This is a genomic window from Bradyrhizobium sp. S3.12.5 (assembly GCF_040548225.1).
In the GTDB taxonomy this organism is placed as follows: Bacteria; Pseudomonadota; Alphaproteobacteria; order Rhizobiales; family Xanthobacteraceae; genus Bradyrhizobium; species Bradyrhizobium cytisi.
The window spans coordinates 39,927-62,875 of the sequence record NZ_JBEPRF010000014.1 but is presented as its reverse complement, the minus strand read 5'-3'; the positions used below and the strand labels follow the sequence as shown (position 1 = coordinate 62,875).

The window sequence follows — 22,949 nt, the reverse complement described above, 5'->3', positions numbered from 1 at the left end:
GTCGCCTTCAGTCCCTCAAGCCGTCGCCCGGCGCTTACTGCGTCGGGCCGGCTGCGGAGGCGAAAGTGCTGGTGCCGCCGCTCGCATATTTTTTCTTCGCCGATTCAACCCAGGAGGCGAACTCCTGGTCGTTCACCACGCGAATGGCGATCGGCATGAAGGCATGGTCCTTGCCGCACAATTCCGAGCACTGGCCGTAGAACATGCCGGTCTTGGTGGCCTTGAACCAGGTCTCGTTCAACCGGCCCGGGATGGCGTCGATCTTGACGCCGAAAGCCGGCATCGCAAAGGCGTGGATAACGTCGGCGCCGGTGACCTGGACGCGGATCACCTTGTTGACGGGCACCACCATCTCGTTGTCGACGCCGAGCAGCCGGGGCTGCTTGTCCTGGGCCATCAGCGAATCGAATTCGAACTTGCCGTTGTCCGGATAGGCGTAGGACCAGTACCACTGCTTGCCGGTGGCCTTGATGGTCAGGTCCGCCTTCGGCACATCGAGCTCAAGGAACAGCAGGCGGAACGACGGCACGGCGATGCCGACCAGAATGAGCACCGGGACCAGGGTCCACGCCACCTCGATCAGCGTGTTGTGGGTGGTCCGCGACGGCACCGGATTGGCCTTCGAATTGAACTTCACCACCACGATCACGAGCAGCGCCAGCACGAACAGCGTGATCGCGATGATCAGCACGGACAAGAAGTCGTGAAACCAGACGATATTGTCCATCACCGGAGACCCGGAGGCCTGGAGGTGCCATTCCCACGGCGCCGGCTGCCCGAGCTCGGCGAATGCCGCGCCGCCCGTCGCCAGCGTGATGCCAGCCGCCACCAAGGCGATGGTGGCCAATCCCAGCAAATGCCGGCCCACCCGACTCTTCGACATCCTCATGCCGCTCGCGCTCCCCTTACGAAATCACCCCAGGTGCATTGCCCTATTTCCGGGAAATGCTTATTCGACCCGCCCGTCCGACAAACCGCCGCTCAAGAATACCTCTAAGAGGAATTGGGGCCAGATCGCTCAAACGCCGAAATCAAGCCTCTCAAACCATAATTCTTGATCTATCGCAATGCAGTCTTGAGGCCTCTCCGTCTGCCATCACCCGCAAGATATTTCCCAGCAACATCAGACAAAAATACCATTTCCCGGGATGCCGCGGCTTGACAGCTGAATTGCCCGCGGTAGGCACTGGCGGACAGTTGCGCAGGAACCTGATTCGTGCCGGCGATGGCGGGCCAGGGCGGCGCGGGATTTGCTTGGGAATTGCCTTCAAGACGCCGTCATTGCCGTATCAGTCCACCAGCGCGAGCGACCCAAGCGAGCAGAGGGACCGACCCCGATGGGGCTTTCGAGATGCATGGCAAGGCCGGTTAACCGCCTTTTGGCGCTGATCAGCCTCCTGGCTGTCGCCCTTTTCCTAGCCCTGCCCACCCTCGCCCATGCGCAGGGCGCGGTGCGCTCCGTCCATGGCGACTGGCAGATCCGCTGCGACACCCCGCCCGGCGCCCAGGCCGAGCAATGCGCCTTGATCCAGAGCGTGGTGGCGGAAGACCGCTCCAACGCCGGCCTCACCGTGATCGTGCTCAAGACCGCCGACCAGAAGAGCCGCCTGATGCGGGTGGTTGCCCCCCTCGGCGTGCTGCTGCCCTCGGGCCTCGGGCTGAAGCTCGACAATCAGGACGTCGGCCGCGCCGGCTTCGTCCGCTGCCTGCCCAATGGCTGCGTCGCCGAGGTCGTCATGGACGACAAGCTGCTCGGCCAGCTCCGCAACGCCAAGACGGCGACCTTCATCATCTTCGAGACGCCCGAGGAAGGCATCGGCTTCCCGCTCAGCCTGAACGGGCTCGGCGAGGGTTATGACAAGCTGCCGTAGGGCCGCTGCGGATGGCTCAGTAGATCTCGAGGCAAGCCGCGTCGTCGCTTTCGAAGGAAAGGATTGTCTCCGCATGTCGACGGAGCAAATTGGCAATCTCGACCGTCGTTTGATTGCCGGCACGTAGCCGGATCCCTTGGCCTTGGCAAAGTCCCAAAGCACGCGATCGGCAACTTCAGACAACCCCAGGGGCCGGACGTGACTGGACTCCGGAAAGAGATCGACAATCGTTTGACAGAGCTTGAAACTGAGGTTCTGATCGAACAGCAGCTTCATATCGGCGCGGTGATCAACCGCCTCTCGCGATCGGCGGCGTAGGAGAGGCACGCGCGGATGTCATCCTCGGTCAATTCCGGGAAATCGTCGAGAATTTGTGCATGACTCTGGCCGGCAGCTAGCCAACCGAGCACATCTGCCGCATGTGGCGAATACAGGGACGGCCCCCGCGCTTGCCTGGCTCGATGGAGATGACGTCCTGATATTTCATGCTGACAGCATAGCACCGTTCCGCGCTCGTTGCAGCACGATCCCAACTGCCAGGCACGATCTCGTATCCCCGCGGCAAAGGACGATCAAATGGTGAGATTGCTTCAGCGCCCTCGGCAGAGCAGCCCAGTCCTGGAATTACTTGATTAGCTTCTCGGTCCCGGCTCACATCATGTCGTTTCCGTAATGTGACGGTCCGCCCCTCGCGGAACCAGTCCAAAACCATTATCTTGCCTCACATCCCCCCGATAACGGACGGACGCATGACAAATCCCGCCACAACCTCCCTGCTCGACCGCGCCAATCTCGACCGCGACCAGGTTCGCCATGAGGTCGCGCGCGGCCTTGCCGGTGCCGACGATGGCGAATTGTTCCTGGAATACAGCCAGACCGAAGCGCTGATGTTCGACAATGGGCGGCTGAAGCAGGCGACCTATGACACCTCGCAAGGATTTGGCCTGCGCGCGGTCAAGGACGATGCGGTCGGCTATGCGCATTCCTCCGACGTATCGCTGCCGGCGCTGATTCGTGCCGCCGACGCGGTGGCCGCCGTCCGCGGCGGCTATTCCGGCAGCTTTGCCGCCCCGCCGGCGCATACCAATGTGCGGCTGTATTCCGACGACAATCCGCTGGACGCGCCGGGCTTCGAGACGAAAGTAAAGCTGCTCGCCGAAATCGACGCCTATCTGCGCGACAAGGATGCGCGGGTGCGGCAGGTCAGCGTCAGCCTGGGTGCGACCTGGCAGGTCGTCGAGATCCTGCGTCCCGACGGCGAGAGCTATCGCGACATCAGACCGCTGGTGCGCGTCAACGTCTCCGTCGTCGCCGGCCAGGGCGACCGCCAGGAGAGCGGCAGCAAGGGTTATGGCGGCCGCGCCGGCTATGCCGAATTCATCGAGAGCAAGAACTGGCGCGACGCCGCTGACGGTGCGCTACGCGAAGCGCTGGTCAACCTGGAATCAATTCCCGCCCCTGCCGGCGAGATGGACGTCGTGCTCGGCGCCGGCTGGCCCGGCGTGATGCTGCATGAAGCGGTCGGTCATGGCCTCGAGGGCGACTTCAACCGCAAGAAGACGTCTGCGTTTGCGGGCCTGATGGGCCAGCAGGTCGCGGCCAAGGGCGTCACCGTGGTCGACGACGGCACCATTGCCTCGCGCCGCGGCTCGCTGTCGATCGACGACGAGGGCACGCCGACCAATCGCACCGTGCTGATCGAGGACGGCATCCTGGTCGGCTACATGCAGGACCGCCAGAACGCGCGGTTGATGAACATGAAGCCGACCGGCAACGGCCGCCGCCAGGGCTATGCCCATGTGCCGATGCCGCGCATGACCAACACCTACATGCTCCCTGGCGACCGCGATCCGGCCGAGATTCTCGCTTCGGTGAAGAACGGCGTGTTTGCCGCGAATTTCGGCGGCGGACAGGTTGACATCACCTCGGGCAAATACGTCTTCCAGTGCACCGAGGCCTACAAGATCGAGAACGGCAAGATCGGCGCGCCGCTGAAGGGCGCTATGCTGATCGGCAACGGGCCGACCGACCTGCATCGCATCCGCATGATCGGCAACGATCTCGCGCTCGATACCGGCATCGGCACCTGCGGCAAGAACGGCCAGGGCGTGCCGGTCGGCGTCGGCCAGCCGTCACTATTGATGGAGCGCATTACAGTGGGTGGAACGGGCGCATGAGCGTTGAGAAGGTAACTGTCCCCGCCAAGCGGAAGAGCAGCGGCTGGGCCGGTCAGCTCATGCAGCTCGCCGGCATCGTCGCCGCCGTCTTCATCGCCAAGGGCGCGCTGGCCGAGCCGTTCTACGTGCCGTCGGGCTCGATGGAGCCGACGCTGCTGATCGGCGACGCCCTGCTGGCTTCGAAATTCCCCTATGGCTACGGCACCTCGTCGCTGCCGATCCAGATCAACCTGCCGGAAACCGGCCGCGTCTTCGCGGAGACGCCGAAGCAAGGCGACGTCGTGGTGTTCCGCTGGCCCGGCGACCGCTCGCAGGCCTGGGTCAAGCGCGTCGTGGGTTTGCCCGGTGACCGCATCCAGATGCGACAGGGGCAGCTCTTCATCAACGACCGTCCCGCCGAGCTCAAGCCGGATGGCGTCGGTGCCGCCGAGGACGACAATGGCGGCAGCGAGCCTGCCTACCGCTATGTCGAGACGCTGCCGAACGGCGTCAAGCACCTGATCTTCAAGATGCGCGACAACGGTCCGCTCGACAACACGCAGGAAGTGACGGTGCCGGCCGGACATCTGTTCGTGCTCGGCGATAACAGAGACAACTCGGCCGACAGCCGCGTGCCGCTGCGCTCCGGCGGCGTCGGCCTGCTGCCGGTCGACAATCTCGTCGGCCGTGCCGATGCCGTGCTCGGCTCCTGGGATCTCGGCATGCGCGGCCAGCCGGTGTGGACCTGGCTCTCCGGCTTCCGCCTCGCGCGGTTCTTCACCGCCGTGCGCTGAGCTGATCCCCAGGCGTTGATCCAATGACCTTCGACGACGTCAGAAAATTCGCGCTGACGTGGCCGGAGGTCGAGGACAGCACCTCTTACGGCACGCCGGCGCTGAAAGTGCGCAAGAAGATGCTGGCGCGTCTGAAAGAGGATGGCGACAGCCTGGTGATGCCGGATGTCCCGGTCGACGAGCGTGCGATGCTGGTCGAGAGCCAGCCGAAGATTTTCTATTTCACCGATCACTACCGAGACTATCCGATCGTGCTGATCCGCCTGTCCAAAGCCAGGCGCGCGACCGTGGAGCCGCTTCTGCGCCGGCGTTGGCGCGCGCTGGCATCGAAGGCAGTGCGAGCCGATTTTGATGCGCGCGAGGGCGCGTGACGCACGCGATGGATGAGGCCCGCTTTCTCGCGCTGGCGCTGGAGAACCCGGTCAACGTCGCGATCGTTGACGAGCTCGACCGCCTCGCGCTGCCGGATGCGTGGCTGGTCTCGGGATGCCTGGTGCAGACGGTGTGGAATGTCCTCACCGGCCGCGCTGTCGACCACGGCATCGCCGATTACGACGTATTTTACTTCGATCCTGACACCTCCTGGGAGGCGGAGGACGCAGTGATCCGCAACGTCAACGCGCGCTTCGATCATCTCGGCGTCAAGATCGAGACCCGCAATCAGGCCCGCGTGCATCTATGGTACCCGACCAAGCACGCCCTGCCTTATCCGCCCCTGTCGTGCTCAACTGACGGTATTGACCGTTTCCTCACGCAGAATACGCAAGTGGGGGTCAGGCGCGAAGGCGGCGGTCTTGAGGTCTATGCACCGCATGGTTTCGAAGACATCGCGGGCCTGATTGCGCGTCCCAATCCCGGCCCGAATTTCTCCGCGGCGAGTTATTTGGTGAAGGCGGAAAGATGGAAGGCGCTATGGCCGGAGCTTGCGGTGATAGCGGCGGAGTGATCCGAGCCTATCTCACCACGCCCGACGTGAACCCCGCCTTGCGCCGCGGGGGCTTGATGTCCTTTTTCAGGAAGCAGCGCGCTTCTCGGCCCGTATAGCCGGGACGGGCATAGGTGAAGGCGCGGCATTTGTTGTCGGCGGTGCAGGCGGCCTTGCAGACGTCTTCGCCTTCGCCTTCCTTGAGGTCGAAATTGCGCAAGTCCCCACCGGGGCGGTCGATCGAGGTCTCCACGCCCTCGACGCGCGGCTCGATCACGCCGGCGCCGCGCACGCCGGAGATACAGCAATTGGCGGGCTGTCGCGGCGGCACGGTACTCTTGAGCCAGCACACCGCCGCGGCGCCGTCGATGTCGGGATAGCTGAAGCTCCACGATCGACATTTGCGATCGCGCTCGCAGAGCAGCGCGCAATCCTCGGGATCGCCTGACGTCACCGGCGCGTTGAAATAGTCGCCGCCGGGCCGGTCGAACGCCGTCTGAGCGCGCGCAGGCCCGCTCGCAAAGGCGAGCGACAGCAGCGCGACGCAAGCCACGACGCTGGCCAAGGCCTTGGCCCTGGCGGCCCCAGGCAGGCGGCCCTTCCCCATCGGAACAGCTTTCGAGTTATTGACGGCGCTCAGGTTTTTCGGCCGGTCATTTGATCGCCGCAAACCTGTATGGGCGATGAACGGCCTAAAGCCTGATCGTTGGCCTAAAGCATGATCCGGAAAAGTGTGACGCGGGTTTTCCGCGAAGATCATGCTCGAACGCGCGCTAGAACGCGTATTCCGAGTAGGCCGGTTCCACCGAGCCGTTCCAGGCGCCGTTAAACTTCTCGAGCATCTCCTCGGCCGGGGTTCGGCCGGAATCGATGATGCGGTCGAGCGGCTCCAGATGCCGGGTCTCGTCGCGACCGATCGCGTCGATGCGGCCACGGCGACGCAGGCCCGCATGTGCCAGAACGAGGCACTCCTTGGCGATCTCGAACAGATAGCGGTCCTTGATCCGCGCCTTGAAGCCGAAGCGCGGCACGTCGTCGCGCAGGGCCTGGCGCTCAGGCGCGGTCCAGTGCTTCACGAGGTCCCAAGCGGCGTCGAGCGACACGTCGTCATAGAGCAGCCCGGCCCAGAACGCAGACAGCGCCGGCAGACGGCCCCACGGGCCGCCATCGGAGCCGCGCATCTCGAGATAGCGCTTGAGCCGCACTTCCGGGAAGATCGTCGAGAGATGGTTGGCCCAGTCCGACAGGGTGGGACGCTCGCCGGGCAGATTGTTGTTGCGGCCGTCGAAGAAGGCGCGGAACGAGGAGCCCGACACGTCGATGTAATCCTCGCCGCGCTTGACGAAATACATGGGCACGTCGAGCGCATAATCGACATAGCGCTCGAAACCCATGCCGTCCTCGAACGCCCACGGCATCATGCCGGCGCGCGCATTGTCGGTGTCGCGCCAGATCTCGGAGCGGAAGGACAGGAAGCCGTTCGGCTTGCCCTCCGTGAAGGGCGAATTGGCGAACAGAGCGGTCGCGACCGGCTGCAGCGCCAGCGAGACGCGCAGCTTCTTGACCATGTCGGCTTCGGACGAGAAGTCGAGATTGGTCTGCACCGTGCAGGTCCGGTACATCATGTCGAGGCCGTATTGACCGACCTTCGGCATGTAATTGGTCATGATCTTGTAGCGGCCCTTGGGCATCACCGGGATGTCGGTGCGCGACCAGGACGGCGTCATGCCGAGACCAAGAAATCCGATGCCGAGCGGGGTCGCGATCTCGCGCACCTGCGCCAGATGCGCCATCAGCTCGCTCTGGGTCTGGTGCACGTTCTCGACCGGCGCGCCGGAGAGCTCGAACTGTCCGCCGGGCTCGAGCGAGATCGCGCCGCCGCCGGTGACGTCGTAGAGGCCGATGATGTTGCCCTTCTCCATGATCGGCTCCCAGCCGAGCAGGAGCTTCATGCCTTCGAGCAGTGCGCCGATGCCGCGCGCGCCCTCATAAGGCACCGGACGGTGGCCCTCGAGCGTGAACGGCGTCTTCTCGTGCTCGGTGCCCATACGGAATTCGGACGGGTCCTTGCAACCGGCCTCGAACCACGCAACGAGCTCGTCGCGCGATTGCAGCGGCGTCATATCGATCTGGTCTCGCGCCATATCAAATCAAACTCTAATCAGAAGCGCTTCGATCGAATGCGCGCGGGTGACGGGATGGTCCACGAACCCACCGGGCGCGCGGACGTGCTGGTTTGCCGCGCGGTCATCGCGACGGCGAGGATTCGTTGACGTTGACGACGGGCGGCAGCTTCATCTCGCCGCATGAGCAGCCCAGGCGGTCGAGCAGACCGCTGAGCTTGACGGCATCGGCATCGGACAGCTTCGAGCCGACATATTTCTCGATCGCGGCCGAATAGGCGCCCCACATCCGCTTCTGCAACTCGCGGCCGGCCTCCGTGATCTCGACGAATTGGCCGCGCTTGTCGATCTTGCATTCGCGCCGCGAGGCGAGCCCCTCGTCGACCAGGCGGTCGATCAGGCGCGAGGTGGAGTATTGCGGGATCAGCATCTGCCGCTCGAGCTCCACCGGGCGCAGCTCTCCGCTCGGCGCGCGCGACAATTCGAGCAGCGCGTCGTACCATGCCAGTGGTGGAAACCCGGCCTTCTTCAGATCCTGCTCGACGCAGTCGAGCACACGGCTCTGCACCCGCATCAGGCGGATCCAGGCACTGGTTGCCTCGGTCGATGGTTTGCGTTTCATGGTTCCGCTCAAACTCGTCGCCCGCTTCTTACCCCACTCGATGCACCTGCATCAATCTTGACTATTGCATGCAGGTGCATGTAGGCGTTCTTTCGCCCCAACCAAGCGTCAAGAGGAGGAAATTCCATGAAACTGTATTACTCGCCCGGCGCCTGCTCGCTGTCTCCCCATATCGCGCTCCTGGAGGCCGACCTGCCCTACGAGCTGGTCAAGGTCGATATCCGGGCCAAGAAGCTCGAGAACGGTGAAGACTATCTGAAGGTCAATCCGAAGGGTCAGGTCCCCGCGCTGGGCCTCGACAGCGGCGAGATCGTGACCGAAGGCCCGGTCATTGTCCAGATGATCGCCGACAAGGCCCCGGCCAAGGCACTGGCGCCCGCGCGCGACAGTTCGGAGCGCTACAAGCTGCTCGAATGGCTGAACTTCCTCACCTCCGAGGTGCACAAGAGCTTTGGCCCGCTGTTCGCACCGGCCCTGAACGACGAAGCCAAGGCGTTCTTCAAGGACCGCGTCATGGGCAAGCTGAAGCATATCGACAGCGAGCTCGCCGGCCGCGACTACCTCATGGGCAAGCAGTTCTCGGTCGCCGACGGCTATCTCTTCACGATGCTGACCTGGGGCGACCGGATGAAGTTCGACCTCTCGGCGATGCCCCACCTCACCGCCTACAAGGACCGCGTCGCCGCACGGCCGAAGGTGCAGGAGGCCTTGAAGAAGGAAGGGCTGATCCAGGCTGCTTGAGCCGCGAGAGGGATCGATCTCCCAGGGGCCGGGTCGACGATCCGGCCCTTTTTATTTGCAGAGGCACCGGCGCGGGCGGCGAACCCCTTTTCGCCGGATCATCGTACCTATCATAAGACTTATGAACTACTGTTCGCGGAACGTAAGTGGTGCTGTCTTGTCAGTACCCGCGAAGCGCGCGAACTTGGCGGAATTGTTGAAGATTATTTGGGACTCTCATCGGAGTTGAACTTGACGATTGCCTTCGTTCTGATCGTGGCAAGTGCGTTGGTGGGAGTAGCGACAGGTTACGTTTTCAGGATCTGGGCGCTGGTTGTGATCTCGCCGTCAATCGCAGTTTTCTTGGCGATAATTCTTCGCATTTACGAATTCGGGATGATCGCCGGTGTGATCGTCATCGCCATCTGTCTTGCCGTCTGCCAGCTCGCCTATTTCGCTGCAGCCTATTTTCTACATGCGCGCGAGATCTCAACCCATGACGAGGTCGACGGCGAGCCAGGCGAAGCAAGCGAGCAGAAAATCCGCCGAGAGCACAAGTAGCGCCAAAGCTGCCCAGAACAGCGGGCCCTTGCGGCGCAAACGCGCCGGCTTCTGTTGCGGCGAGACGCGGCTGAGCGCAGGCGAAACAGCATATTTCGCGGCGAGATCGCGACCAAGCGCGGTCTTCCGCAACACCAAAGAGTTCATCGAGGACACTTTCTTATTTCGTCTTCAACTTGCCGAGGGAAGCGGCAAATGTCCCACCAGGGTTCGTTACCCGGCCGATCAGCAAGAGTGGTGCCAAGACCGAGCAAAAGAACGGCGCTGTTTTGACGCGCCTATGACAATTGCGCGACAGAACGGCCCCTCAACTCTGGCACGGTTCCTACGCGGAATCTGTGACGGGTTCCACAACCCGGGAACATCGTGACGTAACCGTGATGAGGGGCCTGGACGTGAAAAAGGCCGGATCGATGATCCGGCCTTTCCGTTATGTCCGGTACCGCACTGAGTTCAGGCAGCAGCCGCTTTCTTCGGCGCGAAGCGGCCGTAGAAAGTTTCACCTTTCGCAGCCATGTCCTCGAGAAGCTTCGGCGGCGTGAAGCGCGAGCCGTATTTCGCCTCCAGCTTGTGGCAGAGCTCGACGAACTTCTTCGTGCCCATGAAATCGATGTAGGACAGCGTGCCGCCGGTGAATGGCGCGAAGCCGAAGCCGAGGATCGAGCCGACATCGGCCTCGCGCGGGTCGGTGATGACGTGATCCTCGACCGTGCGCGCGGCCTCCACCGCCTGCACCACCAGGAAGCGCTGCTTCAGCTCCTCGATGTCGAGCGTGTCAGGATCGAGCTGCTTCGGCTGCAGCGCGGACAGGCCCGGCCACAGGCTCTTCTGGCCCTTGCCCTTCTCGGGATAGTCGTAGAAGCCCTTGCTGTTCTTGCGGCCGAGGCGGCCCTGCTTCTCGACCATCTCGACCATCAGCTTCTTCTGGTCGGGGTTGATGGCGTTGGGGCCGAGATCGGCTTCGGTCGCCTTCATGATCTTGAGGCCGAGGTCGAGCGCGACTTCGTCCGAGAGCGAGAGTGGGCCGACCGGCATGCCCGCCATCTTGGCGCAGTTCTCGATCATCGCCGGCGGCACGCCTTCCAAAAACATCTCGTTGCCTTCGGCGACGTAGCGGCCGACGCAGCGGTTGGCGAAGAAGCCGCGGCTGTCGTTGACGACGATCGGCGTCTTGCCGATCTGCCGGACGTAATCGAGCGCGGTCGCGAGTGCGACATCGCCGGTGTTCTTGCCCTTGATGATCTCGACCAGCATCATCTTCTCGACCGGCGAGAAGAAGTGGATGCCGACGAACTTGCCCTGGTCCTTGAAGCCCTCGGCGAGCGAGGTGATTGGCAGCGTCGAGGTATTCGACGCGAAGATCACGTCGGGCTTGAGATATTCCTGCGCCTTGGCAAAGGTCTCCGCCTTGACCTTGCGGTCCTCGAACACGGCCTCGATCACGAGGTCGACATCCTTCAACGCGGCATAGTCGGCCGTCGGCGTAATGCGTGCGAGCAGCGCCTCGGCGTCGGTCGGCTTGGCGCGGCCCTTCTTGATCTGGTCTTCGATCACCTTCTGCGCATGCGCCTTCCCCTTGTCGGCGCTCTCCTGGTCGCGGTCGATCAGGACGACGTCGAGGCCCGCCCGGGCCGAGACGTAGCCGACGCTCGCACCCATGAAGCCAGCGCCGATCACGGCGACCTTCTTCACCTTGGTTGCGGGCACGTCCTTCGGACGGCGCGCGCCCTTGTTCAGCTCCTGCATCGACAGGAACAGGCTGCGAATCATCGCAGCCGCTTCCTTCGAGCGCAGCACGGAGGTGAAGTAGCGCGACTCGACGCGAAGCGCCGCGTCGATCGGCAACTGCAGGCCTTCATAGACGCAGCTCATGATCGCGCGCGCGGCCGGATAGTTATCGTAGGTCTCGCGGCGATAGATGGCGTTGCCGGCCGGGAACATCATCATGCCGGCCTTGGAAAACACGGGACCGCCGGGCAGCTTAAAACCCTTCTCGTCCCAGGGCGCGACGGCCTTGCCGCCGCCCTTGATCCAATCCTTCGCCGCCTTGACGAGATCGGCAGCCGGAACGATGGCGTGAATCAGGTTCAGCGCCTTGGCCTTCTCGATTGTGACCGGATCGCCCTTGAGCAAAATCGTCATGGCGTCCTGCGGCGGCACCAGGCGCGGCACGCGCTGCGTGCCACCGGCGCCGGGGAACAGGCCGACCTTGACCTCGGGCAGGCCGAGGCGCGTCCTGGGATTCTCCGCCGCCACGCGATAGTGGCAGCACAGCGTGATCTCGAAACCGCCGCCGAGCGCGAGGCCGTTGATCGCGGCCGCCCACGGCTTGCCTGACGTTTCGATCGAGCGCAGCACCTGCGAGAAGCGGCGGCTCTGGTCGAACAGCATCTGGTTCGCCGCGGTCTCGCCCTGCTCCCCAAAGACCTTTGCGTAGGCCTGGTTCATGCCTTCGAGCATCGACAGATCGGCACCGGCGCAGAACGCCTCCTTCGCCGAGGTGATGACGACGCCCTTCACCGCGGCGTCAGCGGTGGTTGCCTTAACGATCGCGTCAAGCTCGCTGGTCGAGGTCTCGTCGAGCACGTTCATCGAACGGCCCGGTATGTCCCAGGTGACGAGCGCGATGCCGTCGGAATCGGTCTCAACCTTGAAGTTCTTGTAGGCCATGTTGGTTGCTCCCCTACCCTTACACGCGCTCGATGATGGTCGCGGTGCCCATGCCGCCGCCGATGCACAGCGTGACCAGGGCGGTGGACTTGTTGGTACGCTCGAGCTCGTCGAGCACGGTGCCCAAAATCATCGCGCCCGTGGCCCCTAACGGATGGCCAAGCGCGATCGCGCCGCCATTGACGTTGATCCTGGCGTTGTCGATGTCGAAGGCCTGGATATAGCGCAGCACGACAGAAGCGAAGGCCTCGTTGAGCTCGAACAGGTCGATATCCGACGTCTTCATGCCGGAGCGTGCGAACAGCTTCTCGGTGACGTCGACCGGACCGGTCAGCATCATCGCCGGCTCAGAGCCAATATTGGCAAATGCGCGGATTTTTGCGCGCGGCTTGAGGCCGTACTTCGAGCCCGCTTCCTTACTGCCGACCAAGACGGCGCCGGCGCCGTCAACGATGCCCGACGAGTTGCCGGCATGGTGCACGTAGTTGACGCGCTCGATTTCGGGATGCGACTGCACCGCGACCCCGTCAAAGCCGCCCATCTGCGCCATCATCGTGAACGACGGCTGCAGCTGCGCGAGCGACTGCATCGTCGTCGAGGGCCGCATATGCTCGTCCTTGGCGAGGATGGTGAGGCCGTTGATATCCTTGACCGGCACCACCGACTTGTTGAAGCGGCCTTCGTCCCAGGCCTTGCCGGCGCGCTGCTGGCTCTGCACGGCATAGGCATCGACGTCGTCGCGCGAGAAGCCGTATTTGGTGGCGATCAGATCGGCCGAGACGCCCTGCGGCATGAAGTAGGCAGGCACCGCCATCGACGGATCCATCGGCCAGGCGCCGCCGGAGGCGCCGATGCCGACGCGGCTCATCGATTCGGCACCGCCGCCGATCACGAGCTCATGCTGGCCGCTCATCACCTGCGCGGCCGCAAAGTTCACGGCATCCAAGCCTGAAGCACAGAAGCGGTTGATCTGCACGCCGGGGACGGCCTCGCCGAGACCTGCCTTGAGCGCAGCGAAGCGCGCGATGTCGGAGCCGGCTTCGCCGACCGGATCGACCACGCCGAGCACGACGTCGTCGACGGAATCTTCCGGCAAATTGTTGCGGTCCTTCAGCGCCTTCAGCGGCACGGTGGCGAGCGCCAGCGCGGTGACTTCGTGCAGCGCGCCGTCCGCCTTGCCGCGGCCGCGGGGGGTGCGAACGTGATCGTAGATATAGGCATCTGCCATGGGAGCCTCCTGATTGTAGTTGTTGCGAAGACCGCCTTGCGGTCAAAAGTCATCCGTGGAACGTGAATTCGTAGAACAGCGGCAGACCCTCGCCGTGACGAAGGAATTGCCGCGCGACGTCATAAGCCTTCATCCCCGTGCTCAGATCGAGGATGTGATCGAACTGGGGGGTGGTCGTGGTGTCGGTCAGATAGAAACCCTCGATGCCGAGAATCCCGACATCCGACGTCTCGCAGCGATCGACTATATCCAGAGCAGATCGCACACAGAACTTGTCGCGCTGAAGTCCCGCGCCGAAAGCACGAAACTCCGCAACGATCACCTCCGCTGCCGACATCGACACTCCTCAGAAGGCTTCCGCCGGCAGTTCCATGATGGTGGCGCAGCCGGACTGGATGCGCGCGAGATTGGCGGCGGTCTCCGGCAGCATCCGCTCCATGAAGAAACGGCCGGTGACGAGCTTGGTCGAGAGATAGGGCGTCGCCCCGCTCTCGGCAATCTTGGCATTCGTCACCTTCGCCATCTTCGCCCACATGTAACCGAGCGCGACGAAGCCGAAGAGATGGAGATAGTCGGTTGCGGCGGCGCCGGCATTGTCCGGCTTCGCCATCGCGTTCTGCATCAGCCACGTCGTGGCCTGCTGGAGATGGCCGAGCGCAGCCGAGAGCGGAGTGATGAAAGGCTTCAATGCCTCGTCGCCGCCGTTCTCCTTGGCGAAGGCCATGACCTCGCCGAAGAATGCCATGATGGCGCGGCCGCCATCGCGCGGCAGCTTGCGGCCGACGAGGTCGAGCGCCTGGATGCCGTTGGCGCCTTCATAGATCATCGCAATACGCGCATCGCGCACGAACTGCTCCATGCCCTGCTCGGCGATGTAGCCGTGGCCGCCATACATCTGCTGCGCCTGCACCGCGTTGGCGAAGCCGTAATCGGTGAGAAAGCCTTTCAGCACCGGCGTCATCAGGCCCATGTGATCGTCGGCGGCCTGACGGTCCTTCGGATCCTCGGAGCGATGGGCGACGTCGCTCTTCAGCGCGGTCCACATCACGAAGGCGCGCGCGGCCTCGTTGAAGGCGCGGATCGAGAGCAGCGTGCGGCGCACGTCGGGATGCACGATGATCGGGTCGGCCGGCTTGTCCGGCGCCTTCACGCCGGTGAGCGAACGGCCCTGGATGCGCTCGCGGGCGTAGGCGACCGCGTTCTGGTAGGCGACCTCGGACTGCGCGAGGCCCTGAACGGCGACGCCGAGGCGGGCCTCGTTCATCATCACGAACATGCCCTGCATGCCCTTGTTCTCCTCGCCGATCAGCCAGCCGGTGGCGCCGTCGTAATTCATCACGCAGGTCGAATTGCCGTGGATGCCCATCTTGTGCTCGATCGAGCCGCAGACGACGCCGTTGCGAGCGCCGATCGAACCGTCGGCATTCACCAGGAATTTGGGCACCACGAACAGCGACACGCCCTTGATGCCGGCCGGTGCGCCCTCGATGCGGGCGAGCACGAGGTGGATGATGTTCGGGGCGAGGTCATGCTCGCCGGCTGAGATGAAGATCTTGGTGCCGGTGATCTTAAAGCTGCCGTCCGCCTGGCGCACCGCCTTGGTGCGGAGCATGCCGAGATCGGTGCCGCACTGCGGCTCGGTCAGGTTCATGGTGCCGGTCCACTCGCCCGCCACCATCTTCGGCACGTAGGTCTGCTTCTGCTCCGGCGTGCCATGAACGATCAGCGCTGCGGTCGCGCCCATGGTGAGGCCGCCATACATCGCGAACGCCATGTTGGCGGAGATCTGGAATTCGTTGACCGCCTGCGAGAGCGTCACCGGCAGGCCCTGGCCGCCGAACTCGGTCGGTGCCGACAGACCAAGCCAGCCGCCCTCGGCCACCTGCTTGAAGGCGTCCTTGAAACCCTTCGGCGTGGTGACGCTGCCGTCATCGGCGCGCTTGCAGCCTTCGAGATCGCCGACACGATTGAGCGGCTGGAGCACCTCTTCGGCGAGCTTGGCGGCTTCGCCCAGGATCGCCTCGCGCACGTCGCTCGACGCATCGGAGAAGCCGGCGAGATTGTCGTAGCGGTCGATCTGGAAGACGTCGTTGAGCAGGAAGTTTACGTCTTCGACGGGGGCTTTGTAGATCGGCATGGTGGTCTCCCGGCAAGCCTTGAAGTGATGATGCTGAATTATGATTGAGCAGCGGCGAGCTGCTCCGCCATCAGGCGATGCAGCATGTTGATGGCCTTGAGCGGGCGCACCATCACCTTGAAATTGGTGATCCGACCCTCGGCATCGAAGCTGATGATGTCGACGCCGTTGATCTCGATGCCATCGATCACAGTCTTGAATTCGAGCACGGCGCCGTCGGCGCTGGTCCACTCGCCGACATAGCTGAAGCCGGGACCGCCGAGCACCTTCTCGGCGCTGGCGAGATATTTGAAGGTGATGTCGCGTCCGCGCTGCGGCGAGTGCACGACGGGGCTTTCGAAGATGGCGTCAGGATGCAGCAGGTCCCAGAGCGCTTTCGCATCATGGGACTTCATGAAGGCGTACCAGGAGTCGAGGCCGGTCATTGTCAGGATTGCCTCCCGTGGATCAAAGGCCTTGGCAAGAACTCGAAAACAACCCCATGCACAGTAGCGAGAGGTTGATTCCGCTGCGTTTTCTGGTCGGTTCTTGAGCTCCGACCTTGGGTGGCCGCATATGCACATTGACGCATATGCGTCGATACGCATAAAGTCAAGCTGCTTGATTAAGGTCACAGGGAGGCAAGTCATATGGCGCTGGGCGACGCAATCCTCGCATGCCTGACGGAACGTCCGATGACGGGCTATGAGCTCGCCAAGACCTTCGATTCCTCGATCGGCTTCTTCTGGAAGGCCGACCACCAGCAGATCTATCGCGAGCTCTCCAAGCTGCGCGACCGCGGCTACATCCAGGGCCGCGAGGTCGTCCAGTCCGGCAAGCCCAATAAGCTCATCTATACGCTTACTCCGGAAGGTCGAACAGCGCTGCGGCACTGGTCCGCGCGACCGAGCACCCCGCCCTCGATCAAGGACGACCTGCTGGTGCGGCTGCATGCGCTCGACAGCATCGACATCGAGCCCATCCGCACCGACCTGATGGACCGCCTGGAGCATCACCGCGACCGGCACGAGAATTACGAGCGGATCCTGAAAAAGCGTTTTCCGGAAGGGACGGCATCTGATGTGCTCGACCTCGGCAATCTGCTGCTGCTCCGCCTCGGCGCGCGGCACGAGCAGATGGTGGCCGATTTCTGCGAGGAAGCGCTCGAGGCGCTGTCGGCGATGAGCGGCAAGAGCACGGTGGTCCCGCTGGACGACGGCAAGCGGGAGAAGGGCTGAGCGGCCGGCCCGACGCGAGCTCTCGCCATTTCCTCCGCTGTCATCGCCCGCCTTGTGCGCACTTGCGCACTGGAGCGGGCGATCCAGTATTCCAGAGGCGGCGCGGCTAGAGCCGGGGAGCTGCGGCGTACTGGATGCCCCGCTTTCGCGGAGCATGACACCGGCGGCGCCCCCCTCTTTCCCGCCGCCCAACTTTAAGACACCGGGACTGCGTTCCTTAACCCGTTATTTACCGTAACAGGAAAAAGTCGGTTTTCGAGGCAGACGACCCGCGCCGAATTCGATTGTCTTACAACCGGGACGCGTGGGGAGACTGGAGGCGCCGGGTGGGGCGCCGGAGTCGGAACCGGACAGAGTCATGAATTCGCGCGTATCGTGGAGTGTTGACGGTATCGATCCGTCCGTCAGGGAGCGGGCCGAAGCTGCTGCGCGTCGCGCCGGCATGTCACTCAACGATTGGCTGAACTCAACGCTCGGCGAGACTGCCCCGCCGAACTTTCGCGGGCCTTACGAGCAGCGTCAGGACGAGCGTCAGAACCTGCGTCCCGATCCGCGCGCGCAGCAGATGCCGAGTCAGGAAAGCCGCGAAGTCGCCGACATCCATCAGCGGCTCGACGCGATCACCCAGCAGATCGAACGGATTTCAAAGCCCGCCGCGCCGCGCCAGGACACGTCACGACAAGACGCTTCACGACAAGACGCTTCGCGACCGGACGTCTCGCGCGAGCAGGGCGTCGCCCGCCAGCTCAACGACGCGATCTCGCGGCTCGATGCCCGCCTGTCGCAGATCTCGCGGCCCCCTCAGGCGCAGCGCGCCGCGCCGGTCGAGACGCGCCAGCACCAGGCCGATGCGGTCGAGCGCGCGGCCGCACAAGTCTATCGCAGCTCGCCGCCCTTGAGCCCCGCGTCGTTCGACGTCGCGGTTGCCGAGATCACCGCACGGCAGAGCGAGCTCGACGGCTTTGCGCCGCGGCAGATGCCGCCGCGCGCCGCGCCGTCGATCGCCCCCTCGGCAGCTCCCTATGCGCCACCGATGGCGCCGCCCGCGCCTGCCTATGCTCCGCCGCCACCGCAGCCGGGGCCGGATTTCTCGTCGCTCGAACGCCATCTGCTCAAGATCACGAACCAGATCGAGTCGCTGCAGCGGCCTGATAATACCGAGCAGGCCATCAACGGCTTCCGCGCCGAGCTCGCCGAGATCCGCAACGCCATCACCGAGGCGATGCCGCGCCGCGCCATCGAATCGATCGAGAACGAGATCCGCTCGCTGCACCGTCGCATCGACGAGACCCGCTCCAACGGCACCGACGGCCAGGTGCTCTCCGGCATCGAGCGCGCGCTCGCCGATATCAAGCAGGTGCTGCGCACGCTGACGCCGGCCGAGCAGCTCACCGGCTATGACGAGGCGATCCGCAATCTCGGCACCAAGCTGGATCTGATCCTGCGCGCCAATGACGACCCCACGACGGTGCGCCAGCTCGAAGGCGCGATCTCGGCATTGCGCGGCATCGTCTCGAACGTCGCCTCCAACGAAGCGCTGGCACGGCTCTCCGAGGACGTGCAGCTGCTGTCGTCCAAGGTCGACCAGGTCAATCGCTCCTCGGACCGCGGCGACAGCTTTGCGGTGCTGGAGCAGCGCATCGCCGCGCTCACCGCCGCGCTGGAAACGCGCGAGCGGCCGCAACCGGCCGAGAGCACCGAACATCTGGAAGGCGCAATCCGCGCGCTATCCGACCGTTTCGATCGCATGCAGGTCGGCAACGACTCAGCCTCGACCTTCGCGCATCTCGAGCAGCGGGTCTCCTACCTGCTGGAGCGGATCGAGAGCAATTCCGATTCGCGCGGCGGAAACCTAAGCCGTGTCGAGGACGGGCTGCACGACATCCTGCGCCACCTCGAGCGGCAGCAGGCCACCTATTCCGCGCTCGCGGAGAGCCGAAGCTCGGCGCCGGCTCCCGATTCCGGAATGGTCGATCTCGTCAAGCGCGAGCTGTCCGACATCCGCTACAGCCAGGCCGAAACCAACCGCAGCACGCAGGATTCGCTGGAGGCCGTGCACAACACGCTCGGCCATGTCGTCGATCGTCTCTCAATGATCGAGGGCGATCTGCGCGCGGTGCGCACCGCGCCGCCGGTCCCTGCGCCGATGCCGATGGCTGCGCCCATGCCCGCGCAAGCGTCAATGGCCGCGCCGGTCGAGCCGGCGCCGATGGCGCGCGAGCAGCGGCCGCCGCAGCCGCAGCAACCGAAATACGATCCGAAGCCCGAGCTGCCGAATCCGGCTGCCGCGCAGCAGCCCGCGCACTCGACCTTCGTCGCTGCGCCGCGTGAATTCCATGCTGCCGCGCCCGCGGCGCCGCCGTCGGTGCCGATGGCGCCGGTTCCGCCGCGTGCGATCAGCGAGATCCTCGAGCCGCACACGGCGCCCGCCCGCGCCGCGATCGCGCCCGACCTGCCGCCGGATCATCCGCTCGAGCCCGGCACGCGTCCGAACGGCCGCCCCGCCACGCCGTCCGAGCGCATTGCCGCGTCCGAGAGCGCGATCAGCGAAATCCCCGCCGCGCCGAAGGAACCGGTGTCGTCGTCGAGCTTCATCGCGGCCGCGCGCCGCGCCGCGCAAGCCGCCGCCGCGCAACCGCCGGAGAAGCCGGCCCGCGGCGTCAAGGCCGCGCTCGCGGCCCGCGTCAAGGACAAGGGCCAAGGACAGGGACAAGCACAGGGACAAGCACAGCAAGGCGCCTCGACCATTACCTCGAAGATCCGCTCACTGCTGGTCGGCGCGAGCGTGGTCGTGATCGTGCTCGGCACCTTCAAGATGGCGATGAACCTGCTCGAAGGCGGCAGCGCGCCGCCGTCCCCGCAGGTGATGGAAAATACGTCGAGCCAGCCCGCACCGCAGGCGCCGCCGGTCGAGAGCAAGCCCGCCGCCCCCGAGCAGGTCACGCCGTCGATGACCTCGCCGACGCCGATCGGGAAGCAGTCCCAAAACAATGCGGCGCCGACTGCAACGAACCCCAGTGGAACGGCCTCGGTCGAAATTCCGCCCGCTCCCGCCGTGGCGCCACCCGCGCCCTCCAGCGACGTCACCGGTGCACTGTCGGGCATGAGCCGTGCGCGGCTCGGCATCGTCCAGGTGCCGCCGAGCGAGAAGCTGCCCGACGGCATCGCGGGCCCGGGCCTGCGTACCGCCGCGATGAAGGGCGATGCGACCGCGGCCTATGAGATCGGCGTACGCTTTGCCGAGGGCAAGGGCGTGGCCGCGAATTATGACGAAGCGGCGAAGTGGTACGATCGCGCGGCGCAGGCCGGCGTGGTGCCCGCGACCTTCCGTCTCGGCACGCTCTACGAAAAGGGCCTGGGCGTGAAGAAAGACGCCGACATCGCCCGCCGCTACTACACCCAGGCCGCCGAGCGCGGCAACGCCAAGGCGATGCACAATCTCGCCGTGCTCGACGCCGACGGCGGCGGACGCGGCGCCAACTACAAGAGCGCGGCGCAGTGGTTCCGCAAGGCCGCCGACCGCGGCGTCGCCGACAGCCAGTTCAACCTCGGCATCCTCTATGCCCGCGGCATCGGCGTCGAGCAGAACCTCGCCGAGTCCTACAAATGGTTTACCCTCGCGGCCGGACAGGGCGACGCGGACGCAGCGACCAAGCGCGACGACGTCGCCAAGCGCCTCGACCCGCAGTCGCTCGCCGCTGCCAAGCTCGCGATCCAAACCTTCAGCGCCGAGCCGCAGCCCGACGACGCCGTCAACTTCCAGGGGCCCGCCGGCGGCTGGGACACCGCACCGCAGGCGAACGGCAAACCCGCACCGAAGCCGGTGGCGACGAAGAAATCGGCGTCGGCTGCGCATTGATCGGTCTAGTACGCTCTCCCCTCTTGTCGTCGCCCGGCTTGACCGGGCGACCCAGTATTCCAGAGACGCCGGTTTGATGCGGAGAAGCCACGGCGTACTGGATGCCCCGGTCAAGCCGGGGCATGACAGCGGAGAAGGAGACGAAATCCTCGGCGCGCAGTGAAGCAGCTATCTGATCCCTCTCAGCCCATTCACCACGCACAAATTTCCCGGTCCCGCCCTGCACCAAATTCCGCTATTGAAGGGCGCGGCATGCCCTCCTGCGAGCGCTCCGCGAAATCGATCCGTCTCGCCGGAGCGTGGGTCCGATGCAGCTCTACCTTCCGATCGCCGATCTTCCGGTCAACGTGTTCCTGGTGCTGGCGATGGGCGCGGCCGTCGGCTTCGTCTCCGGCATGTTCGGGATCGGCGGCGGCTTCCTGATGACGCCGCTGTTGATCTTCATCGGCATTGCGCCTGCGGTCGCGGTCGCCTCCGTCGCCAGCCATATCGCGGCCTCGTCGTTTTCCGGCGCGCTCACCTATTGGCGGCGGCGTGCGATCGATCCGGCGCTGGCGAGCGTCTTGCTGTGCGGCGGCGTGACCGGAACGGCATTGGGCGTGTGGACCTTCACGCAGCTCCGCGCGCTCGGCCAGCTCGACCTGATGATCGCGCTCTCTTACGTGGTGCTGCTCGGCACGGTCGGCAGCCTGATGTTCTCCGAGGGCTTGCGCGCGCTGATGCGGACCCGGCGCGGCGCCGTGCCGCCACGGCGAACCCACAACTGGATTCACGGCCTGCCGCTGAAAATGCGGTTCAAGCGCTCGAAGATCTATCTGTCGGTGATCCCGGTGGTCGTCATCGGCATCGTGATCGGCTTCGTCGGCGCGATCATGGGCATCGGCGGCGGCTTCATCCTGGTGCCGATCATGATCTATATCCTGCGGGTGCCGACCTCGACGGTGATCGGGACCTCGATGGTCCTGACGCTCGTCACCATGCTGTTCGCAACCATGCTGCATGCGGCGACCAATCACCTCGTCGACGCCGTGCTGGCGCTGATCCTGATGGTCGGCGGCGTCACCGGCGCGCAATTCGGCGCCCGCGCCGGCCAGAAGATCCGCGGCGAGCAGTTGCGGCTGCTGCTCGGCCTGTTGATCCTATCGGTCGGCGTCCGCTTCGCGGTCGCGCTGGTGATCCGCCCCGAAGACCTCTTCACCATCCGTGAGCTGGGAGTGGGCGGATGATGCGTGCGCTCGCTGCGGCTCTCCTCGTCCTGCTGCTCGGCACGTCCGCGCGGGCCGAGCGGCTGATCGTGTCGGTCTCCAACCATCGCGTCACGGTGACGCCGAACTATTCCGGCGAAGAGCTGGTGCTGTTCGGCTCGGTGGAGAAGGATGCCGCCACGCCCGCCGACCGCACGGCTTACGACCTCGTGGTCACCGTGATGGGCCCGCGCGCCGACATGGTGACGCGGCGCAAGGAGCGCACCTTCGGCATCTGGATCAACACCGACTACCGGCAGTTTTTGCAGGTGCCGAGCTATCTGGCGCTGTTCGCCAATCGCCCGTTCGACAGCATCACCTCGCCCGAGATCGCGCGGCGGCAGCAGATCGGGCTCAACAACGTGCTGCTGACCCAGCGCGTCAGCGGCGACTACGCCGACGTGGTGCCGAACGATGCGTTCCGCTCCGCCTTCATCCGCCTGCGCACCCAGCGCGGGCTCTATCGCGAGGATGCGAGTGCGGTGACGTTCCTGACGCCGACGCTGTTCCGCACCGGCATCCCGCTGCCGGCGGAGGTCCCGATCGGCACCTATGAGGTCGAGATCAAGCTGTTCGCGAATGGCGCCTTCGTCGGTAAGACCGACACCGCATTCGAGATCGTCAAGGTCGGGTTTGAACAGTTCGTGGCCAACACCGCACGGCAGAACGGGCTGGTCTACGGCCTGGTCACGGCGGCGATGGCGCTGATGACGGGATGGATGGCGTCGATTGTTTTCAGGAAGGATTGAGTTAGGCGCGCAAACTGCCACCACGCCGTCATGCCCGGGCTCGTCCCGGGCATCCACGTTCTTACACTCGGCA

General features: G+C 64.6%; 21 protein-coding genes and 1 pseudogene. 11 read left to right on the top strand and 11 right to left on the bottom strand.

The window, feature by feature from the left end; all coding sequences use genetic code 11:
* Positions 1-34: 34 nt before the first annotated feature.
* On the bottom strand, positions 35-889 hold the full coding sequence (gene coxB / locus ABIC09_RS21595; RefSeq protein WP_148754408.1) for a cytochrome c oxidase subunit II: 855 nt from the start codon (positions 887-889) through the stop codon (positions 35-37).
* 448 nt (positions 890-1,337) lie between these two features.
* On the opposite strand from coxB, the gene ABIC09_RS21590 reads away from it, so the two are divergent.
* Entirely contained in the window at positions 1,338-1,871 is a 534-nt protein-coding gene (locus ABIC09_RS21590) for an invasion associated locus B family protein (RefSeq protein ID WP_502916805.1), read from the top strand.
* 192 nt (positions 1,872-2,063) lie between these two features.
* Here the strand turns inward: ABIC09_RS21590 and ABIC09_RS21585 are convergent.
* Positions 2,064-2,147, bottom strand: a pseudogene (locus ABIC09_RS21585) (DUF5615 family PIN-like protein); the annotation flags it as partial.
* Positions 2,144-2,281: a DUF433 domain-containing protein gene (locus ABIC09_RS37465; protein WP_502917688.1), complete on the bottom strand. Its 138-nt coding sequence runs from the start codon at positions 2,279-2,281 to the stop codon at positions 2,144-2,146. The gene ABIC09_RS37465 and the pseudogene ABIC09_RS21585, both read right to left, overlap by 4 nt.
* A gap of 339 nt (positions 2,282-2,620) precedes the next feature.
* Here ABIC09_RS37465 and tldD point away from each other — a divergent pair, with 339 nt between their 5' ends.
* Genes tldD through ABIC09_RS21560 form a run of 4 tightly spaced genes read left to right on the top strand, consistent with a single transcriptional unit; the run spans position 2,621 to position 5,767 of the window.
* Positions 2,621-4,048: a metalloprotease TldD gene (gene tldD, locus ABIC09_RS21575; RefSeq protein ID WP_354110485.1), complete on the top strand. Its 1,428-nt coding sequence runs from the start codon at positions 2,621-2,623 to the stop codon at positions 4,046-4,048.
* Complete coding sequence (gene lepB, locus ABIC09_RS21570; protein WP_148754412.1) at positions 4,045-4,821, top strand: signal peptidase I; 777 nt, start codon at positions 4,045-4,047, stop codon at positions 4,819-4,821. The genes tldD and lepB overlap by 4 nt, the downstream gene beginning before the upstream one ends.
* Positions 4,822-4,844: 23 nt before the next feature.
* Positions 4,845-5,192: an MmcQ/YjbR family DNA-binding protein gene (locus tag ABIC09_RS21565; protein ID WP_354110484.1), complete on the top strand. Its 348-nt coding sequence runs from the start codon at positions 4,845-4,847 to the stop codon at positions 5,190-5,192.
* A gap of 8 nt (positions 5,193-5,200) precedes the next feature.
* A complete protein-coding gene (locus ABIC09_RS21560) occupies positions 5,201-5,767 on the top strand; it encodes a nucleotidyltransferase family protein (protein ID WP_354110577.1) in 567 nt (188 codons plus the stop codon).
* Between the two features lie 7 nt (positions 5,768-5,774).
* Here ABIC09_RS21560 and ABIC09_RS21555 read toward each other — a convergent pair whose 3' ends face one another.
* From ABIC09_RS21555 to ABIC09_RS21545, 3 genes are all read right to left on the bottom strand, one after another.
* Positions 5,775-6,353 carry a PAN domain-containing protein gene (locus ABIC09_RS21555; protein ID WP_354110483.1) on the bottom strand — a complete coding sequence of 193 codons (579 nt, stop codon included), beginning with the start codon at positions 6,351-6,353 and terminating at the stop codon, positions 5,775-5,777.
* 166 nt (positions 6,354-6,519) lie between these two features.
* Entirely contained in the window at positions 6,520-7,890 is a 1,371-nt protein-coding gene (locus ABIC09_RS21550; RefSeq protein ID WP_148754416.1) for a glutamate--cysteine ligase, read from the bottom strand.
* Between the two features lie 103 nt (positions 7,891-7,993).
* Positions 7,994-8,491, bottom strand: coding sequence for a MarR family winged helix-turn-helix transcriptional regulator (locus tag ABIC09_RS21545; protein ID WP_128968787.1), 498 nt, complete (start codon positions 8,489-8,491; stop codon positions 7,994-7,996).
* Positions 8,492-8,617: 126 nt separating this feature from the next.
* On the opposite strand from ABIC09_RS21545, the gene gstA reads away from it, so the two are divergent.
* Together gstA and ABIC09_RS21535 are read left to right on the top strand one after the other, a co-directional pair.
* Positions 8,618-9,232 (top strand): glutathione transferase GstA, encoded by a 615-nt coding sequence (gene gstA, locus ABIC09_RS21540; RefSeq protein WP_354031567.1) that lies wholly within the window; start codon positions 8,618-8,620, stop codon positions 9,230-9,232.
* A gap of 231 nt (positions 9,233-9,463) precedes the next feature.
* A complete protein-coding gene (locus tag ABIC09_RS21535; protein ID WP_187435222.1) occupies positions 9,464-9,772 on the top strand; it encodes a hypothetical protein in 309 nt (102 codons plus the stop codon).
* A 453-nt stretch (positions 9,773-10,225) separates the two neighbouring features.
* On the opposite strand, the gene ABIC09_RS21530 is transcribed toward ABIC09_RS21535, so the two are convergent.
* From ABIC09_RS21530 to ABIC09_RS21510, 5 genes are read right to left on the bottom strand one after another with little or no spacing between them, the layout of a single operon-like run.
* Positions 10,226-12,442 carry an FAD-dependent oxidoreductase gene (locus ABIC09_RS21530; RefSeq protein WP_148754419.1) on the bottom strand — a complete coding sequence of 739 codons (2,217 nt, stop codon included), beginning with the start codon at positions 12,440-12,442 and terminating at the stop codon, positions 10,226-10,228.
* 19 nt (positions 12,443-12,461) lie between these two features.
* Positions 12,462-13,670: an acetyl-CoA C-acetyltransferase gene (locus ABIC09_RS21525; protein WP_354110482.1), complete on the bottom strand. Its 1,209-nt coding sequence runs from the start codon at positions 13,668-13,670 to the stop codon at positions 12,462-12,464.
* A gap of 49 nt (positions 13,671-13,719) precedes the next feature.
* Positions 13,720-14,007 (bottom strand): hypothetical protein, encoded by a 288-nt coding sequence (locus tag ABIC09_RS21520; protein WP_354110481.1) that lies wholly within the window; start codon positions 14,005-14,007, stop codon positions 13,720-13,722.
* Positions 14,008-14,016: 9 nt separating this feature from the next.
* The gene (locus ABIC09_RS21515) at positions 14,017-15,807 is read right to left on the bottom strand and encodes an acyl-CoA dehydrogenase C-terminal domain-containing protein (RefSeq protein WP_354110480.1); all 1,791 of its coding nucleotides are present in this window, start codon (positions 15,805-15,807) and stop codon (positions 14,017-14,019) included.
* A 38-nt stretch (positions 15,808-15,845) separates the two neighbouring features.
* Positions 15,846-16,232 carry a nuclear transport factor 2 family protein gene (locus ABIC09_RS21510; protein WP_148754422.1) on the bottom strand — a complete coding sequence of 129 codons (387 nt, stop codon included), beginning with the start codon at positions 16,230-16,232 and terminating at the stop codon, positions 15,846-15,848.
* Between the two features lie 204 nt (positions 16,233-16,436).
* On the opposite strand from ABIC09_RS21510, the gene ABIC09_RS21505 reads away from it, so the two are divergent.
* The 4 genes from ABIC09_RS21505 (at position 16,437) to ABIC09_RS21490 (ending at position 22,876) form a co-directional block, all read left to right on the top strand.
* Positions 16,437-17,024, top strand: a complete 588-nt coding sequence (locus ABIC09_RS21505; RefSeq protein ID WP_354031562.1) for a PadR family transcriptional regulator — start codon at positions 16,437-16,439, stop codon at positions 17,022-17,024.
* 358 nt (positions 17,025-17,382) lie between these two features.
* Positions 17,383-20,883 (top strand): hypothetical protein, encoded by a 3,501-nt coding sequence (locus ABIC09_RS21500; RefSeq protein ID WP_354110479.1) that lies wholly within the window; start codon positions 17,383-17,385, stop codon positions 20,881-20,883.
* Between the two features lie 308 nt (positions 20,884-21,191).
* Complete coding sequence (locus tag ABIC09_RS21495; RefSeq protein WP_354110478.1) at positions 21,192-22,109, top strand: sulfite exporter TauE/SafE family protein; 918 nt, start codon at positions 21,192-21,194, stop codon at positions 22,107-22,109.
* Positions 22,106-22,876 carry a TIGR02186 family protein gene (locus tag ABIC09_RS21490; protein WP_354110477.1) on the top strand — a complete coding sequence of 257 codons (771 nt, stop codon included), beginning with the start codon at positions 22,106-22,108 and terminating at the stop codon, positions 22,874-22,876. The genes ABIC09_RS21495 and ABIC09_RS21490 overlap by 4 nt, the downstream gene beginning before the upstream one ends.
* The last annotated feature ends 73 nt before the right edge of the window (positions 22,877-22,949 follow it).